This window comes from Rhodococcus sp. WB1 (assembly GCF_001700945.1).
In the GTDB taxonomy this organism is placed as follows: Bacteria; Actinomycetota; Actinomycetes; order Mycobacteriales; family Mycobacteriaceae; genus Rhodococcus; species Rhodococcus aetherivorans.
Window position 1 is genome coordinate 5,590,757 of record NZ_CP015529.1, and the last position, 15,797, is coordinate 5,606,553.

Genomic DNA, 15,797 nt, shown 5'->3' on the forward strand with positions numbered 1-15,797 from the left:
GCGTCCTTTGGGCGGCTGGGGCAACCCGAAGGACGCACCGGCCGCGGAGCGGCCTACAGCACCTGCGACAGGAACTGCTGCAGTCGTTCGGTCTTCGGGGCGTCGAACAGTTCGTCGGGGGGACCGGTTTCCACGACCGCGCCGTGGTCCATGAACACCACCGTGTCCGACGCCGAGCGGGCGAAGCCCATCTCGTGGGTGACGACCACCATCGTCATGCCGCCGGACGCGAGATCGGCCATCAGGGCGAGGACCCCCTTGACCAGTTCCGGGTCGAGCGCCGAGGTGGCCTCGTCGAAGAACATCACCTGCGGGGCCATCGCGAGCGCGCGGGCGATCGCGACGCGCTGCTGCTGCCCGCCGGACAGGTTGCCGGGACGGGAGTCGGCCTTGTGCTTCAGGCCGACGAGATCGAGTTGTTCGAGGGCGAGCGCGCGGGCCTGCTCCTTCGACAGCCCCTTGAGCTTGCGGGGGCCGAGCGCGATGTTCTCGGCCACCGTCTTGTGCGGGAAGAGGTTGAAGTGCTGGAACACCATCCCGATCCGCTGCCGCAGCTCGTCGGGGTTGTCCTTCAGCACCGAGCGGTCGTCGAGGAGGATGTCGCCGGCGTCGGGTTCGTGCAGCCGGTTGAGCACGCGCAGCAGGGTCGACTTGCCCGAGCCGGACGGGCCGATGACGGTGACGGTCTTGCCGGCGTCGACGTGGATGTCGACGCCGCGCAGCACCTTGTTGGTGCCGAAGGCCAGGTGCAGTCCGGTCCCGGTGAGGGACACGCTGTCCCGGATGGTGGTCGGCATCGGTCAGCCCCTCTCCACGACGAGTTCCTGCTCGAGCGGGTCGAGGGTGGCCTCGGGCCGGCCGGTGCGCAGGCGGTGGTCGATGTAGTTCACGAGATGAGTCAACGGCACGGTGAGGATGAGGTAGAACAGGCCCGCCGCGACGAGCGGCGAGAGGTTGCCGGTCTGCGCGTTCAGGTCGCGGCCGACGGCGAACAGTTCGCGCTGGGTGGCCAGCAGACCGAGGAAGTAGATGAGCGACGAGTCCTTGATGAGCGAGATGAACTGGTTCATCAGCGCGGGCAGCACGCGCCGCACGCCCTGCGGGATCACCACCAGTGTCAGCGCCCGGCGGTAGCTGAAGCCCAGGGCCCGGGCCGCCTCCATCTGCCCCGGTTCGACCGACTGGATGCCGGAGCGGAAGATCTCCCCGATGTATGCGGCCGCGAGCAGCGCCAGCGCCGCCGCGCCCAGCCAGTACGGGTTGTTGCCCGTGGCGCCCTGCACCACCGGGCCGAGGCCGAGGCCGACGAGCAGGATGATCACCACCGCGGGCAGGCCGCGGAAGATGTCGGTGTAGACGCGGGCGGGCCAGCGCAGCCAGCGGGTGCGCGATATCCCCGCCATGGCGAGCAGCATGCCGAGGACCGTGCCGGCGAGCCCGGAGGTCAGCGCCAGGATCAGGGTGTTCGGCAGACCGGTCTTCAGCAGATCCGGGAAGGCGTGCCGGTACAGCTCCCACGAGAAGAACGTCTCGCGCAGCTGTTCGAGCGTGGACTTCGGGGCCGTGGCCGCCGGCTCCTCGCCGCTGGCGGTGTTTTCGGCGGCCAGCGCCGCGAAGTCCGGCAGGTCGGGTTCCGGCGCGGCCTTGCTGCCGGGCTTCCAGCCCTCGGGCAGTTCCCGGGGGACCCATTCGGTGTAGAGCTCGGCCCAGGTGCCGTCGGCGATCACGGCGTCGAGCCCGGAGTTGAGCGCGTCGATCAGCGCCTGGTTCTCCCGGGACACGGCCCAGCCGACGTAGTTGTTGAGGCTGAACGTGTTCTGCACGATCGACGTCGGATCACCCGGCGCGATCGCGCCCTCGGCCTGCTGCGACGGCGCCACCCACGCGTCGATCTGGCCGGTCTTCAGGTTCGCGTACGCGGTGTTGTAGTCCGGGAACTTCACCGGATCGAGACCGAGGGTGTTGACGACGTAGTCGTCCTGGACGGTTCCCTGCACGACCCCGATGCGGGTGGACGCGTTCAGGTCCCCGAAGCCGCGGATGGGACTGCCGTTCTGCACGACCAGCGAGAAGTAGCCGAAGTCGTAGCCGTTGGTGAAGCCGACCAGCCGGCGACGTTCGTCCGTGGTGGTGATCGACGACGAGCCGACGTCGAAGCGCCGGCCGGCCACCTGGGCGAGCAGGCCCGCGAACTCGGTGCCGACGAACTCCACGCGGAGACCGAGTTTCTCGGCGATGGCCTTCAGCAGTTCGTTGTCGTAGCCGGTGAACTCGCCCTGGGAGTTCACGCAGATGCTCGGTGGCGCGTCGGAGAGCGTGCCTACGGTGAGCACACCGGGGGTGATGAGGTTCAGCCCGGAAACGTCGATCGACTCGAGCGGCACCACGCCCGGGGTGGTGTAGCGGTCCTCCGCGGCGGCGGCCGACGTGTCGAGATTGGTCGGTGCGGCGGAGGCCCCGCCGACCCCGGGCGGGGAACACAGGTCCTGGGGAGCCGACGGTCGACCACCGCCTGAGGAACAGGCCGTCGCAGTCAGCGCCAGGAGCACCGCCAGGAGCAGCGCCGCCACGGTGCTCCGTTTCGCCATCACGGATTCGGGCATGGTGGGAGCCTAATCCGAATCGCGCCGTCCGACGGATGTGCCGGGGCGGGTCAGCCGCCGGTGGGTTCGATCGAGACGGTGGAGGCCCGCAGCCGCTCCCTGCAGTGACTGCACGTCAGTGCGGGTGCGAAGGTGTGGCCGCAGAGGCGGTGACGCAGGACGATCGCCGGTCCCTCCGGTGCGCGGAACCAGCGCAGCCCCCAGTCGATCATGCAGGCGACGACGGGGAAGAACGCCCGCCCCTTGTCGGTGAGGTGGTAGGTCACCCACGCCGGGCGGTCGGGATTGGGCAGTTCCTGCAGGACGCCCAGCTCGGTGAAGCGCCGGAGCCGGTCGGCCACCACCGTCGGAGGTGCCCCCATGCGCTCGGCGAACTGCCCGTAGCGGGTGGCGCCGAGGAACGCCGCCCCGAGCAGCGCCGCCGACCACCGGTCGCCGAGCAGTTCCATCGTGTGCGGCAGGATCTCCGGCGCGCGAGCACGGCCGGACCGTCGGCGACCGGTCGCGGCCGGCACGCTGCGCGGCCACTGTCCGCTGGGGCCGAGCTGCGCGTCCACGTCGGGTGCGCCGGCGGGCCGGTCGCAGTGGCCGCAGACGAGCACCGGTGTGAACCGGGCGCCGCAGACCGCGTGCCGCCTGGCCGGGAGCTGTCCCCGGTGATCGGGCGCCCACTGCTGTTCCCACGCCCACATGGTGAGCAGAACCGGCCACACGCCGTGGCCGCGGGCCGTCAACCGGTACTCGTGCCGAGCCGGCCGCTCCTGGTACTGCACCCGCTCGAGGAGTTCCGCGTCGGTGAGGCGGGCCAGGCGCGCGGTCAGCACCGCGTTGGAGATCTCCCCCCGCTCGATCCAGTCCCGGTAGCGGCGGTCGCCCTGCAACGCGTACCGCAGAATCCACAGGTTCCACTCGTCGCCGAGGATGCCGAGGGTGACCGCGATCGCGTTGTCACCGCCCGGCTCGAGTTCGGTGACCGTGCCGGAACCTGCCATCGACAGCTGATCATAGGTTCAGGACGTCGCCTGCCCGGTCCGCGTCCCGCCACCCCGGGAGGTCCGAACCCGCCGCCCAGGTCGAGTGGGTGCCGCTCGAGACCCGTTCGGGGAGTCCGATCCGCGCGAGCGGTCCGTCCCCCGGTTGCCGCGCGTCGAAGACCAGGCATTCGGACCGGTCCCGGTTCATGTCGGTGGTGATCGTGATCAGGTAGCCGTCGTCCTCGGCGGCCGACCCGGTGCGGGGCGCCATCACGGTCTCGCTGCCGAAGACGCCCTCGCCGAACGAGTAGTGCTCCTCCGCCCCCGTCTGCACGTCGTGTTTGACGAGGCCGTCGAAGAGGAACCAGCCCGGCACCCCCGTCGCGGCGTAGGTGTAGCGGTGGCGGACGCCGCCGTGATGCGGATTGATCATCCCGAATTCGGTGACGGACTCGGACAGCCGTTCCTCGGTGAGCGAGCCGGTGCGCAGGTTCAGCCGCCAGCGGTGCAGGTGGGTGCCCATGCGGTCGAGCGCCAGCGAACGGAACAGCCGCCGGTAGATCGGTCCGGTGCCGTCGTCCGGCGGTTCCGGTGTCTCCTGATGGAATCCCTCGAGCACGATCTCGTCGCCGTCTTCGTAGGCGTTGGTCCAGTGCAGCACGTAGGTCGGGTCGGCGTCGAACCAGGTGATCTGGTCGGGACGGCCGCGCCGGGGAATCACGCCGAGCCGCATCGGCAGGTCGGGGTGGTAGCGCGGCACGTACCTGCCGCGCGCGAGGGCCTCCGGGATCCAGAACAGGGGGCAGTCGTTGAGAATCGCGTAGTTCTCGGTGAACGCCATGTCGTGGGGCAGGCGGGGGCCGGGCAGGGGGATGTCGACGTAGTGCACCAGCCGATCGTCGGCGTCGACCACGCCGTAGTGCAGGTACGGGGCGTCGGTGCCGTAGTTGAAGAACAGCAGTTCGCCGGTGCGGACGTCGACCTTGGGATGCGCGGAAACGCCCCAGTCGGAGGGGAATCGGCCGTCCCACGTCGCCTTGCCGAGGGTCTCGAGCGTGGTCGGGTCGAGGCGGTAGAGGTCCCCGCACTGCCAGAAGCTGGTCAGGGCGACGCCGCGATGCACGGTGACGTCCGTACTGGAGGCATCCTTCATGCGGCCGCGGGCGCCCCAGCCGTCCTGGCGGATCGAGTTCTGCGGCCGTTCGGCGATGCCCGCCCACAACGGGCCACCGGCCTCCTGCTCGGCCAGGAAGCCGTCGGTCTTCACGAATCTGTTACGGTAGAAGGCTTTTCCGTCGCGAAATCCGACGACGTGAATCATGCCGTCACCGTCGAAGGGATGATAGAGACCTTCGAGTGCCGGGTGCGCCGGGTTCTCGGTGTTGCGCAGGTACACGCCGTCGAGGTCGGCCGGCAGGTCGCCGATCACCTCGAGGTCGTCGGCACGCCGCTCCGTGTGTTGCGGGCGCCACGGACCGGTGCGGTACGGGTGGTCGTCGTCCGCGGGCAGGGTGGACAGTGCCCGTCCCAGAATCTCGAGTTCCATGGATGTCCTTTCAGCCGACGACGAAACTGACCGTGGTGGTCGTACTTCCGCCGATGTTCAGGGTCGCGGCTCGCGTGGCGCCGGGGACCTGGTAGTCGCCGGCGCGGCCGGTGATCTGGCGGTGGCAGTCCAGCAGCATCCGGACTCCGGTGGCGCCGACCGGATGCCCGCCGCCGAGAAGGCCCCCGCTGGGGTTCATGGGGATGCGGCCGCCGATTTCGAGGTCGCCGTTCTCGATCGCCTGCCAGCTCCGGCCGGGGGCGGTGATCCCGAAGTGGTCGACGGCCAGGTATTCGCTGACGGTGAAGCAGTCGTGTGTTTCGATCAGGTCGAGGTCCCGGACGCCGCCGATGCCGCTCCGCTCGAACGCGTCGACGATCGTGGCGCGCACGTGGGGCATGACGAGGGGATCGTCGCCGTCGCGGGCGAGCTTGCCGGACAAGGACAGTCCGACCGTGCGGTGGCCCCAGCCGAGGATGCGGGACATGTCGTCGACGGTGCGTGGGTGCCGGCTCAGGTAGCGGTTGCTCAGCAGCACCATGCCCGCGGCGCCGTCCGTCAGCGGACTGCAGTCGGTCCTGCGGAGGCGTCCCTCGACCACCGGATTGGCGGCCTCGTCCGGGCCGAAACTGCCGGGTCCGTAGGTCCGGTTGCGGGTCTGCGCATTCGGATTGGCGCGGGCGTTGCGGATGTTCAGTTCCGCGATCGCCCTCAGGTGCTCGTCGTCGAGGCCGTAGCGGCGGTCGTATTCGTCGGCGATCTTGTCGAACATGTACGGCCACATGTACTTCGCGTCGGCGCCTTCCTGTCCCACCCAGGCCGCGGCGTTCATGACCCGGGTGCCGGCGTCGCCGGGGACGCACCGTTCGAGTTCGACGCCGAGCACGAGGGCGCAGTCGTAGCGCCCGGCCTCGAGATCGGCCATCGCGGCGAGCACGGCAAGGGAGCCGGACGCGCAGGCCCCCTCGTGCCGGGTGGCCGGGATCCCCCACAGCTCGGGCAGCACGGAGGCCGGCATGCCGCCGAGGTGTCCCTGGCCGGTGTAGAGCTGTCCGAAGGCATTGCCGACGTGGATCACCCCGACGTCGGCGACGTCGATGCGGGCGTCGCGCAGCGTTTCCGTCACCGTCTCCGCGACGAGGTCCGCGATGTTCCGGTCCTCCCGGGTCAGGTTCCGCGCGAAGTCGGACTGGTATCCACCGGCGATCCACACGCCTTCAGGGTTCACGCCGCTCACCGCCTTCCGCGGGGGTCGACCATACGTGGCTTCAACTACAGTAAACAGAGTGACCAGGCGGACGCAACGACGATGTGCGCGCAGGCAGCCGGGAACCGGACCGCCCGGTTGCCGCATCCCGGCCCTGGAGCCGCCCGGTCAGGCCAGCCCGGACAGCGGCGGTGCGGAGTTCTCGTCCCGCCACCCGATCGCCTCGAGGAGGCCGCTCAGGTCGTAGTCGGGACCGCCGACACCGACGGTGAACAGGGTGACGCCCGCATCGACGAAGGCGGCCGCGTGCGCGGTTCCGGGCCACGGCACGGACCGCTCGACCTCGTTCGGTGAGCGGCCGGCGTCGGCGCAGCGCGCCGCGAGGATCTCCGCCTTCTCCGTGTGGGTGTCGAGGTCCCCGAAGCTGTGCCAGATGTCGGCGTACTGCGCCACCAGCGGGATGGTCTTGCGGGGTCCGCCGCCGCCGATGAGCAGCGGGATGTGCCGGGTCGGCGGGGGGTTGAGCTTCGCGAGCCGCGCGGTGATCCGGGGCAGGTATTCGCCGAGCAGTTTCAGCCGGGAACCCTTGGTGCCGAAGTCGTAGCCGTACTCGACGTAGTCCTTCTCGAACCAGCCCGCGCCGATGCCGAGGATGAGCCGGCCGCCGCTGATGTGGTCGACGGTGCGGGCCATGTCGGCGAGCAGATCGGGATTGCGGTAGCCGCCGCCGGTGACGAGCGCTCCGATCTCGACGCGCTCGGTCTGTTCGGCCCACGCGCCGAGCATCGTCCAGCATTCGAAGTGGGCGCCGTCCGGGTCCCCGGAGAGGGGATAGAAGTGGTCCCAGTTGAAGACGATGTCGGCGCCGGCGTCCTCGGCGCGGAGCACGGTGTCGCGGATCTTCCCGTAGTCGGGCTGATGCTGGGGCTGCAGTTGAAGACCGATGCGAATGGGACGGTGCATGAGTCAACGGTAGGGCCGTCGCGCCGGTCCCGCAGCCGATCCGTGTGGGCGTCCCGGTGGTGCAGCGGACGGATCGGGCGCACAGTGAAGGAATGCGCATCACCGAGCCTGCCGCACCACCGACCGGACTGCGCCGCCGATTCCTGCGCGCTCCGATCCACCTCTACCGGATCGGGCTGGGGCGGGTGCTGGGCCGCCGGTTCCTGCTGCTGCACCACGTCGGCCGGCGCAGCGGACTGCCGCGGCAGACGGTGCTCGAGGTGGTGAACCACGAGGACACGTCCGGTGGATTCGTCGTGGCCGTCGGCTTCGGGAAGCAGACCGACTGGTACCGCAACCTGCGGGCGCATCCCGCGGCGCGGATCGAGTCGGGCCGCGAACGGGTCGCGGTGGCCGCGGAGTTCCTCGATCCGGAGGAGGCGGCGGAGTTCATGGCGCGGTACGGGCGCCGGCACCCGAAGGTCGCGCCGCGGTTGTGCGCGGCGATGGGCTTCGACGTCGACGGCAGCGAGGCCGACTACCGGGCGGCGGGCCGGCATCTGCGGTTCGTGCGGTTGCGCCGTACCTGAGACCGGTCAGCGGTCCGCGCCGGTGAGGCTCGCGAACCGCTGCGCCAGGCCCTGCAGGAACGACTCGAGCGCCAGCTCGAAGCCGTCGCGGTCGATCTCGTCCGCGTGCTCGCGCAGCCGGTGTGCCTGGGACAGATGGGGATAGCGCTCCCGGTAGATGGTGAGGTCGTCGAGGAAGCCGCCCGAGAACGAGGCGATGGCCGAGCCGACGACGATGTACTTGATCGACGCGCCGATCAGTGTCGCGGTCCGTGGCGGCCACCCGGCCCGGGTCAGGCCGCCGTGCACGGCGTTGGCCTGATCGAGGGCGACCTCGCGCCGGCCCGGGCTGCGCGCGAGGAACGGTACGAGGTTCGGGTGCTCGGCGAGAGCGGCGCGGTAGGACCTCGCCCAGACGCGCAGCGCCTCCTGCCAGTCTTCGGTGTCGAATCCGCTGATGTCGACGGACTCGCCGACCTGGTCGGCGATGTCGTCGAGCAGCTCGTCCTTGTTCGAGTAGTGGCTGTACAGCGACGGCGCGCTGACATGGAGCTCGGCGGCGATCTTGCGCATGGACAGTTCGTCGAGTCCGTGCGCGTCGACGAGGCGCAGGGCGGTCTCGCGGATGAGCGGGCGGCTGAGCAGCGGGGTACGGGGTCGTGCCATCGGCGCTCCTTCCTCGGCGTCGGTCCGGGGGTCGGTCCCGGGGGTCGGCCTGGACAACCTAACAGTGTCAAGTTACAGTACGGGTGTACGCAGCACCAGGGCGAACGAGCCCCCATCCCTCCGCGAATCATGCAGCGTGAAAACGGGATCGGGCCGTGGTCCCATGCTGCGCTCGCACAGGCACAACCGTGACGGAAGGCCCCCATGAACCTGAAGCTCACCGACGAAGAGCTCGCGTTCCGCGACGAACTGCGCACGTTCTTCACCACCGAGTTCCCCGCCGAGATCCGAGAGAAAGTGGCTGCCGGCCGGCACCTGGACCGCGACGAGGTCGTCCGGAGCCAGCAGATCCTCAACGCCAAGGGTCTGGCGGTGCCGAACTGGCCCGTCGAGTGGGGCGGCAAGGACTGGACCCCCGTGCAGCGAAACATCTGGCTCAACGAGATGCAGCTCGCCTCGGTGCCCGATCCGCTGCCGTTCAACGCGTCCATGATCGGTCCCGTGATCGCGCAGTTCGGCTCGCAGGAGATGAAGGAGCGCTTCCTGCCCGCCACCGCGAACCTCGACATCTGGTGGTGCCAGGGATTCTCGGAGCCCGAGGCCGGCTCCGACCTGGCCTCCCTGAAGACCCGCGCGGTGCGCGACGGCGACGACTACATCGTCAACGGCCAGAAGACGTGGACCACCCTCGCCCAGCACGCCGACTGGATCTTCTGCCTGGTGCGCACCGACCCGGATGCACCGAAGAAGCAGGCCGGCATCTCGATGCTGCTCATCGACATGACCACGCCCGGCGTGACCGTCCGCCCGATCAAGCTCGTCGACGGCAGCTACGAGGTCAACGAGGTCTTCTTCGAGAACGTGCGGGTCCCCGCCGAGAACCTGGTCGGCGAGGAGAACGCGGGCTGGAGCTACGCGAAGTTCCTGCTCGGCAACGAACGCACCGGCATCGCCCGCGTCGGCGCCACCAAGGTGCGGCTCGCCCGCGCCAAGCAGCTCGCCGCGCAGACCCGGACCGGATCCGGCACCCTGATCGACGATCCGCTGTTCGCCGCGCGCCTCGCCGAGCTCGAGAACGAACTGCTCACGCTCGAGCTCACGCAGCTGCGGGTGGTCGCCGGGTCCGCCGACGGCAAGCCCAATCCGGCGTCGTCGCTGCTGAAGCTGCGCGGCTCGGAGTTGCAGCAGGCGGTCACCGAACTGCTCACCGACATCGCCGGACCCGACTCGCTGCCCGTCGGCGCCGCGGGCATCGACTCGCCGGAGTGGGCGCAGCACACCGCCCCGACCTACCTGAACTACCGCAAGGTGTCCATCTACGGCGGGTCGAGCGAGGTGCAGCGCTCGATCATTGCCTCCTCCATCCTCGGATTGTGAGCCACTGTCATGAACTTCGAACTCGATACCGAACAGGACCTGCTCCGCAAGACCGTCCGCGACGTGCTCTCGGGCACCTACGACACCGAGACCCGTAACAAGGTCGCCGACACCGACCGCGGCTGGAGCGACGAGGTGTGGCGCCAGCTCGCCGAACTCGGCGTGCTCGGCCTGCCGTTCGCCGAGGAGCACGGCGGAATGGGCGCCGGACCGGTGGAGGTCATGGCCGTCATGGGCGAGATCGGCCGAGCCCTGGCCCCCGAACCGCTGCTGAATGCGGTGTTCCTGCCGGGCGGCCTCGTCGCCGAGGTCGGCACCGACGAGCAGCGCGCGGACCTCCTGCCGCGGCTGTCCGAGGGCGCGCTGCTGCTCGCGTTCGCCCACGACGAGCCCGGCAGCCGGTGGCCCGCCACCGAGATCGCCACGACCGCCGCCCGCACCGGCGACGCCTGGTCCCTCACCGGCCGCAAGAACCCTGTGCTGCACGGGGATTGCGCCGAGACGTTCGTCGTGTCCGCCCGCCTTCCCGAGGGAGGTGCCGGGCTGTTCCTCGTCGACGCCGACGCGGCCGGCGTCACCCGCACCGCGTACCGCACCCACGACGAGCGCCGCGCCGCGCAACTCGTCCTCGACTCGGCCGTCGCCGTGCCGCTCGGCGAGGCCGTGGACGCCACGGCGGCGATCACCGCCGCCCAGGTACGGGCCCAGGCCGCCCTGTGCGCGGAGGCGGTCGGTGCGCTGGCCGAGACGCTGCGCCTGACGACCGATTACCTCAAGCAGCGCAAGCAGTTCGGCGCCCCGCTCGCCCGCTTCCAGGCCCTGACCCACCGCGCGGCCGACATGTACGTGCTGCTCGAACTGGCGTCGAGCATGAGCCTGTACGCCACCATGGCCCTCGCCGACGGCATCGTCGACCCGACCATCGGGTCGCGGGCCAAGCTGCAGGTGGGCCGGTCGGCACGGAAGGTCGGGCAGGAGGCGATCCAGATGCACGGCGGTATCGGCATCACCGCCGAATACCCGGTCGGCCACTACGTGAGCCGGCTGACCGCGATCGAGCACACGCTCGGCACCGTGGAGGATCACGTGCGGATCCTCGCCGGGGCCGTCGCGGATCACGACCGCATCGAGGTCGCCGGCATGTGAGCGGCGCGGGCTCACTCCCGGGGCAGCAGTGTCCCCAGCGGTCCGAGGTCGATGTTGAGATCCTCGGGGGTGAGCCCGAAGTGGTCACGCAACTCCCCCATGCGTTCCTCGAGCAGCATGAGGGTGGTGCCGATGCGCTCGATCTGCTCGTCGCTCAGGTCCCCCTCCTCCACGCGCCGCAGCGCCTGCCGCTCCATCAGCTGCCGCAGCAGCTCCACGAGGGTGAGGACGAGCGTGACCAGCCCACGCTCGACCGACTCGGGATCCGAGTCGATACGCGGTGAAATGCCGTCGAATTCACTCATCCGGCGCCTCCAGGGCGTCGCGGGGGACGGGCGGTTCGATCCCGGTGACCGACAGCGTACTGATGGACGAGATCAGGGCACGCAGCGAGATCTGCACCATGTCGACGTCCGCGATGGACAGCTTGATGTCGCCGGTGATGACGACCCCGCCGGCGAGCACCCGGTCCAGCAGGTCGATGAGGGCGATGCGGCGCTCGCCGTCGGCGCTCTCGCTGACGTGATTCATGTGGATGTCCGCTCCACACCGGCGAACGAATACGGCGGCCACGGCCCGGTCAGCTCGAGCCGGATCCCGGGAAACTCCTTGCCGAGTTCCTCGACCGTCGCCGCGAACTCGTCCGCGCGGTCGTCGTCCACCAGATACGTGCCGTTGAGCACCATCCAGTCCCGCCGGCCGCTCAGCGCCGGATCCGTCGCGGCCTGACGCCGGCCGGCGGCGGCCTGCCGCACCAACCGGGAGTGGATCTCGTCGGCACGGGCCGCGGCGTCGCGCTCGACGGACTCCTGCGCCGACAGCTGGGCGCGGCGACGGAGCAGGTAGGCGGTGCCGGAGCCCTTGGCGCTGCCCGCGATCTGCGCCTCCGCCACCGCGTCGGCGAGGGCCCGCCGGTCGCCGTACGCCTTGACCCCCCACTCCGTGCGGCCGGTCACCAGGGCCAGCGCCGACTCGAAGTTCGCACGCCGCTCGTCCAGCAGATCGCGCACGCGGGCGTCGTCGAGATAGACGGTGGCCAGGCGCAGCGGGATCACCGCACCCCGCCGCACGAGGGCGGACACCACGGCGTCGTGCGCCCGGGCCGTCGCCTCGAGCCACTGCAGGTCCTCGAGGTTGTGCCGCAACGGCTCCTCCCCGAACACCTCGAGCGGCACCGAACCAACGACGGCGGCGTGCCCCCCGGCGGTCACGGCGCGCACCGCTTCTCCCGCGACGCCGGTGAGCTCGCCGAGGTCCTCCTCGGCGAGCCCGTCGTCCGTCACGGCGTACAACCACACTCCGGTTCCGTCAGTCACGATCCTCCTCTTCCACGCGAGCGCTCTCGACGGCCTCGCGGCCCTGCCCGGACTCGAGTTCGGCGATCCGCTCGCGCAGCCGCCGGTTCTCGAGTTCCAGCTTGTCGTCCTCCCGATCGATCTCGCGGTTGCGGGCCTTGCTGCTGAGCCACGGATCCGACTCCCACCAGTCGATGCCCACGGCCTTCGCCGTCTCGAGGGAGGCGATCACCAACCGCAGTTTGATGGTGAGCAACTCGATGTCGAGCAGATTGACCTGGATGTCGCCGGCGATCACCAGGCCCTTGTCGAGGACCCGCTCGAGGATGTCGCCGAGGTTCGTCGACTGGTGACCGCCCCCGGACGGCTGCGGCGACGAGCTGCCCCCCATCACGGTCATCGCCGGGCCCTTTCGCCGATGTCGCTGCTGCCGCGGCCGTAGCGCTTGGTTCGGCGGTATGCCAGCAGGTTTCCGTCCAGGTCGATCTCCACCTCGTAGAGGGCCAGCATGTCCGCCGACGACGGGATGCGCCGATCCTCGAGCACCTCGATCTCCACGGTCCAGCCGTGATCGGCCGGCTCCACCGAGGTGGCCCCCTGGGGCTCCTTCGAGGTCAGCTCCACGAGGTGCTCGAGGGCGGCCGCGGCGGCCTCCCCTGCCGTCAGGGGCGGCGGCTGCTCGTCGTCGTCGTAGACGTCGTCGGAATCCTCGGGCGTCGCCCTGCCGCTCACAGGTTCTCACTCCCCCCGGCGGGTGCCGTACCGCCGCCAGGCCGGATCATGCGGTCGAGGACCGCCTGCTGCGCCTTCTCCTTCTCGTCCTCCGACAGTCGACCGGCCGCCGCCGCCTCGTCGATCTCCTCGAGTTCCCTCCGAATGGTCGCCGGGTCGTGGAGTGTCTGCTCGACCTGGTCCTGGATGACTTCGCCGAGCCAGAGCACGCCTTTGACCGGGGCGAGCGGCAACAAGAGGATGGACGAGATCAGTCCCATGTGTCAGCCCTCCGGTTCCCGCTTCATCACGAAGTCGTACGCCGCCATCGGGCCCAGCAGCGTCATCTCGACCCGGCCGTCCCACTCGTGCGCGAGCGAACCCACCGCCTCCTCGAGCTCGCCCTGACGGTCGAGTTCGACGAGGACGGCGACGTGGGCCGCGTCCTCCTCGTGGGTGGGCTGCCGCTCGTTGACCATCGGTTCGAGGGCCTCGAGGGCGTCGATCACCCGGCGGGTGTCCTCGGCGCGTTTGGACTCGATCGCCTGGCTGATGATCTCCCCGAGAGCCATGCGGGCGTCGCGGGTGGCGTCCTCCGACTTGTCGCGGATCTCGTCGCGCAGCCGGGCGGCCTCGGAGTTCTCGTCGAGCACCTCGCGCAGGACCGCGTTCTCGACGTAGCGGCCCTTGATCACGAACTGCGCACGCCCCTCGAGCTCGTCCAGTGCTGCCTTCAGCTCGTCGTGGTTCTCCTCGAGCAGCTCCCGCTCCACCGCCTCCGCATCCGTCATCACCGCCCCGAACCGCAGCGGCAGCACGGGTGCGACGGCCGCGGAACCGTCCAGCAGTTCCGCGTGCGCCTTCAGATCGTCGGGCGTGCCGAGCGGCCGGTCGACCGAGATCTCGCTGACCAGTGCGGCGATGTCGCCGTGGCGCACCACCGCAACGTCGCTCTGGGGCTTCCCCACGCCCTTCGCGTGCTCCTCGGGCTCCACGTCGGCCGGCACGATGCCGTAGACGTACATCGCGGTGCTCTGCCCGCCTTCGCTCTCGGGTGCCTCTGCGGCCTGATCGGTGGACATCAATCCCCCCTTCTCTTCGGTCGGCTGGCCGTCTGCCGCTTGTCTTCCACGTCGCCGAGGAAGTCCATGACCTTCTCGCCCGCGGCCTCGAGCGCGCCCTTGGTCTTGTGCTTCGCCCCGCCCTGGGTGATGTCACCGACGAGGTCGGGCAGGCCCTTCGGTTCGTTCTGCGAGATCTCGAGCCGGTTCACCGCCTCGGCGAACCGCAGATAGGTATCGACACTGGCCACCACGATGCGTGCGTCGATGGTCAGCAGTTCGATGCCCACCAGCGACACCCGCACGAACGCGTCGATGACGAGTCCCTTGTCCAGGATGGTGTCGATGACGTCGGCCAGACCGGAGGAGTTGGGGCGGGCCATCGTGCCGCCGCCACCTCCGCCGCCGCCGCCGGCGGGTTGGATGGTCATGTGCGTGCTCCTCGCCTGGCACCCTTGCGGGTGCTTGTGCCCGCGCGCCGTCGACGTGCGGGTGCCGGTTCCTCCTCCGGCTCCTCGTCGGCTTCGTCCTGCAGGCCCTCGTCTTCCTCGTCCTGATCCTCGGGGAGCTCCTCCTCGTCCTCCTCTTCGGAGAGTTCGTCCTCGGGGAGTTCCTCCTCGTCCTCGGTCTCGTCCTCGGGGAGTTCGTCCTCGGTCTCGTCCTCGGCGAGTTCGTCCTCCGCGCCTTCGTCCCCGACGTCCTGCTCCTGGTCCTCCTGCTCCTGTTCTTCCTCTTCGCGCCGGGCGGTCTCGTCGTCCTTGACGACCTCGCTGTCGCGGATCTCGCCGTGCCAGCCCTGGATGTCCTCGGCGTGCAGGACGGCCTCGGTCATCACATGGCGTTCGAAGTGCTTGAGCTCCAGTCGTGCTCGTCGTCCCACGGCTCGCCACAGGTTGGCCGTCTTCTCGAACAGCCCCTTGGGGTGGTACTCGAGCACCATGATGATGCGGGTCAGGTTGTCGGTGATCTCGTGGAAGGTCACCGCCCCGTCGATGTAGCCCTTGGCGCCCTTCGAGCGCCACACGATCCGATCGAACGGAACCTGTTCGAGGATCGTCGACTCCCAGTTGCGCCGGGACCAGAACACCTTGCCGGTCCACTGCAGCTTCTCGTCCGAGGCCTGCTCGACCTGCTCGACCTTCTTCATGAACTTCGGCCAGTCCGCGAACAGGGTCCACTGGTCGTAGGCGAGCCGGATCGGAACGCCGACGTCGACCTGTTCGACGATATTGGTGAGCTTGATCTTCTTGCCGCCGCCGCCCTTACCCTTGCCGCCTCCGCCGAGGGATTCCTTCACGTCCTCGAACTTGTCCTTGGCGGTCTGCTTGATGTTCTCCATGGCTCCGCTGAACCGCGACTCGCCCTCGCCGGACTTCTGCACACCGGTCACCGCTCCGAGCAGGTTCCCGCCCCCGCCCTCGGCATAGTCGTTGAGGCGCCCGGCAGTCCCGGTCACCTTGTCGGAGACCGCCGACAGGGCACGCTCGGCAAACGTTCCGGCCAGACCCTGCAGTGATTTCTGCAGGTGCTTGGTGGGTGAGAGGTCCTGCACCGCCTTGCCGGCGCTGCCGGCCGCCCCGGTGGCCGTCTTACCGGCCTGTCCCGCGGTGCCGGCGGCGGTCTTGCCGGCCTTGCCCACGGTCTCCGTGGCGGTCTTGCCCAGCCGGCGGGTGGCCTCTCCGAGTGTTCGCGTCATCGGA

19 protein-coding genes are annotated in these 15,797 nt (G+C 69.7%); 3 read left to right on the forward strand and 16 right to left on the reverse strand.

All coding sequences use genetic code 11. The features are described 5' to 3' along the window. Positions 1 to 53: 53 nt before the first annotated feature. The 6 genes from A4U64_RS25040 to A4U64_RS25065 form a co-directional block, all read right to left on the reverse strand. Positions 54 to 797, reverse strand: a complete 744-nt coding sequence (locus A4U64_RS25040; protein ID WP_065923277.1) for an amino acid ABC transporter ATP-binding protein — start codon at positions 795 to 797, stop codon at positions 54 to 56. 3 nt (positions 798 to 800) lie between these two features. Beyond that, a complete protein-coding gene (locus A4U64_RS25045; RefSeq protein WP_050036180.1) occupies positions 801 to 2,603 on the reverse strand; it encodes an ABC transporter substrate-binding protein/permease in 1,803 nt (600 codons plus the stop codon). Positions 2,604 to 2,653: 50 nt separating this feature from the next. Beyond that, positions 2,654 to 3,595: a winged helix-turn-helix transcriptional regulator gene (locus tag A4U64_RS25050; RefSeq protein WP_029546731.1), complete on the reverse strand. Its 942-nt coding sequence runs from the start codon at positions 3,593 to 3,595 to the stop codon at positions 2,654 to 2,656. Positions 3,596 to 3,605: 10 nt separating this feature from the next. Beyond that, positions 3,606 to 5,123: a carotenoid oxygenase family protein gene (locus A4U64_RS25055; protein ID WP_029546730.1), complete on the reverse strand. Its 1,518-nt coding sequence runs from the start codon at positions 5,121 to 5,123 to the stop codon at positions 3,606 to 3,608. Positions 5,124 to 5,133: 10 nt separating this feature from the next. Continuing rightward, positions 5,134 to 6,360 carry an acetyl-CoA acetyltransferase gene (locus tag A4U64_RS25060; RefSeq protein ID WP_084648699.1) on the reverse strand — a complete coding sequence of 409 codons (1,227 nt, stop codon included), beginning with the start codon at positions 6,358 to 6,360 and terminating at the stop codon, positions 5,134 to 5,136. 138 nt (positions 6,361 to 6,498) lie between these two features. Continuing rightward, positions 6,499 to 7,293: an LLM class F420-dependent oxidoreductase gene (locus tag A4U64_RS25065; RefSeq protein WP_029546728.1), complete on the reverse strand. Its 795-nt coding sequence runs from the start codon at positions 7,291 to 7,293 to the stop codon at positions 6,499 to 6,501. Positions 7,294 to 7,385: 92 nt separating this feature from the next. On the opposite strand from A4U64_RS25065, the gene A4U64_RS25070 reads away from it, so the two are divergent. Then, positions 7,386 to 7,862, forward strand: a complete 477-nt coding sequence (locus A4U64_RS25070) for a nitroreductase family deazaflavin-dependent oxidoreductase (protein ID WP_050036175.1) — start codon at positions 7,386 to 7,388, stop codon at positions 7,860 to 7,862. Between the two features lie 6 nt (positions 7,863 to 7,868). On the opposite strand, the gene A4U64_RS25075 is transcribed toward A4U64_RS25070, so the two are convergent. After that, positions 7,869 to 8,507, reverse strand: coding sequence for a TetR/AcrR family transcriptional regulator (locus A4U64_RS25075; protein ID WP_065923279.1), 639 nt, complete (start codon positions 8,505 to 8,507; stop codon positions 7,869 to 7,871). A 204-nt stretch (positions 8,508 to 8,711) separates the two neighbouring features. Between A4U64_RS25075 and A4U64_RS25080 the strand changes: the two genes are divergently transcribed. Continuing rightward, positions 8,712 to 9,884 (forward strand): acyl-CoA dehydrogenase family protein, encoded by a 1,173-nt coding sequence (locus tag A4U64_RS25080; protein WP_029546726.1) that lies wholly within the window; start codon positions 8,712 to 8,714, stop codon positions 9,882 to 9,884. A gap of 9 nt (positions 9,885 to 9,893) precedes the next feature. Beyond that, complete coding sequence (locus A4U64_RS25085; protein ID WP_065923280.1) at positions 9,894 to 11,030, forward strand: acyl-CoA dehydrogenase family protein; 1,137 nt, start codon at positions 9,894 to 9,896, stop codon at positions 11,028 to 11,030. Positions 11,031 to 11,041: 11 nt separating this feature from the next. Here A4U64_RS25085 and A4U64_RS25090 read toward each other — a convergent pair whose 3' ends face one another. Genes A4U64_RS25090 through A4U64_RS25130 form a run of 9 tightly spaced genes read right to left on the reverse strand, consistent with a single transcriptional unit; the run spans position 11,042 to position 15,793 of the window. Further along, a complete protein-coding gene (locus A4U64_RS25090) occupies positions 11,042 to 11,335 on the reverse strand; it encodes a gas vesicle protein K (RefSeq protein ID WP_065923281.1) in 294 nt (97 codons plus the stop codon). After that, a complete protein-coding gene (locus A4U64_RS25095) occupies positions 11,328 to 11,561 on the reverse strand; it encodes a gas vesicle protein (protein ID WP_065923282.1) in 234 nt (77 codons plus the stop codon). The genes A4U64_RS25090 and A4U64_RS25095 overlap by 8 nt, the downstream gene beginning before the upstream one ends. Next, positions 11,558 to 12,346, reverse strand: coding sequence for a GvpL/GvpF family gas vesicle protein (locus A4U64_RS25100; protein ID WP_065923283.1), 789 nt, complete (start codon positions 12,344 to 12,346; stop codon positions 11,558 to 11,560). Before A4U64_RS25100 ends, A4U64_RS25095 begins: the two co-directional genes overlap by 4 nt. Then, positions 12,339 to 12,725: a gas vesicle protein GvpJ gene (gene gvpJ / locus A4U64_RS25105; RefSeq protein WP_050036172.1), complete on the reverse strand. Its 387-nt coding sequence runs from the start codon at positions 12,723 to 12,725 to the stop codon at positions 12,339 to 12,341. The genes A4U64_RS25100 and gvpJ (A4U64_RS25105) overlap by 8 nt, the downstream gene beginning before the upstream one ends. Next, positions 12,722 to 13,057 carry a gas vesicle protein GvpO gene (locus A4U64_RS25110; protein WP_006932231.1) on the reverse strand — a complete coding sequence of 112 codons (336 nt, stop codon included), beginning with the start codon at positions 13,055 to 13,057 and terminating at the stop codon, positions 12,722 to 12,724. The genes gvpJ (A4U64_RS25105) and A4U64_RS25110 overlap by 4 nt, the downstream gene beginning before the upstream one ends. After that, positions 13,054 to 13,317: a gas vesicle protein GvpG gene (locus A4U64_RS25115; RefSeq protein WP_006932239.1), complete on the reverse strand. Its 264-nt coding sequence runs from the start codon at positions 13,315 to 13,317 to the stop codon at positions 13,054 to 13,056. The genes A4U64_RS25110 and A4U64_RS25115 overlap by 4 nt, the downstream gene beginning before the upstream one ends. Positions 13,318 to 13,320: 3 nt before the next feature. Continuing rightward, complete coding sequence (locus tag A4U64_RS25120; RefSeq protein WP_006932240.1) at positions 13,321 to 14,118, reverse strand: GvpL/GvpF family gas vesicle protein; 798 nt, start codon at positions 14,116 to 14,118, stop codon at positions 13,321 to 13,323. Beyond that, the gene (gene gvpJ, locus A4U64_RS25125) at positions 14,118 to 14,528 is read right to left on the reverse strand and encodes a gas vesicle protein GvpJ (RefSeq protein ID WP_006932242.1); all 411 of its coding nucleotides are present in this window, start codon (positions 14,526 to 14,528) and stop codon (positions 14,118 to 14,120) included. The genes A4U64_RS25120 and gvpJ (A4U64_RS25125) overlap by 1 nt, the downstream gene beginning before the upstream one ends. Next, entirely contained in the window at positions 14,525 to 15,793 is a 1,269-nt protein-coding gene (locus A4U64_RS25130) for an SRPBCC family protein (RefSeq protein ID WP_006932243.1), read from the reverse strand. Before A4U64_RS25130 ends, gvpJ (A4U64_RS25125) begins: the two co-directional genes overlap by 4 nt. Between the last annotated feature and the right edge of the window lie 4 nt (positions 15,794 to 15,797).